The sequence below is a fragment of the Methylobacterium sp. WL18 genome, assembly GCF_008040015.1.
Taxonomy (GTDB): Bacteria; Pseudomonadota; Alphaproteobacteria; order Rhizobiales; family Beijerinckiaceae; genus Methylobacterium; species Methylobacterium mesophilicum.
The window spans coordinates 1-610 of the sequence record NZ_VRVD01001229.1; the positions used below are offsets into that span (position 1 = coordinate 1).

1 protein-coding gene is annotated in these 610 nt (G+C 74.1%); it reads left to right on the forward strand.

From position 1 onward, the window contains the following. The coding region (locus FV228_RS32005) for an FAD-binding protein (protein ID WP_246694117.1) at positions 1–610 on the forward strand (610 nt) is incomplete at both ends.

Consider the following 610-nt stretch of genomic DNA (forward strand, 5'->3'; position numbering starts at 1 on the left):
GCGCAGGACAACGCGACGCTCTCGGCCCGGAAGCTCGCCGGCGTCACGCTCTACGAGCCCGCCGAGATGGTGGTGTCGGCGCGCGCGGGCACGCCGCTCGCGGAGGTCGAGGCCCTGCTGGCCTCCCGGGGCCAGATGCTGCCGTTCGAGCCGATGGACTTTCGCAAGCTCTACGGCACCGGCGGTGAGCCGACCCTGGGCGCGGTCGCCGCGACCAACAATGCCGGCCCCCGCCGGATCAACGCCGGGGCGGCCCGCGATAGCCTGATCGGCGTGCGCTTCGTCAACGGGCGCGGCGAGGCGATCAAGTCGGGCGGCCGGGTGATGAAGAACGTCACCGGGCTCGACCTCGTGAAGCTGATGGCCGGCGCCCACGGCACGCTCGGGCTGCTCACCGAGGTCACCTTCAAGGTGCTGCCGGCCTGCGAGCGCGTCGCCACCCTGGTCTCCTTGCGCCTCGACCGCCTCGGGGCCGCGCTCGACGCCGGCTTCGGCTTCGAGACCGTGGCGCTCACCGTCACGGTGACCGGGCCCATGACGGCCCGCCAGACCGATCTCGGGGCGCCGCCGCAGGGGGACGGGATCGGCGTCCTGGCCGACGCCCTGGCGC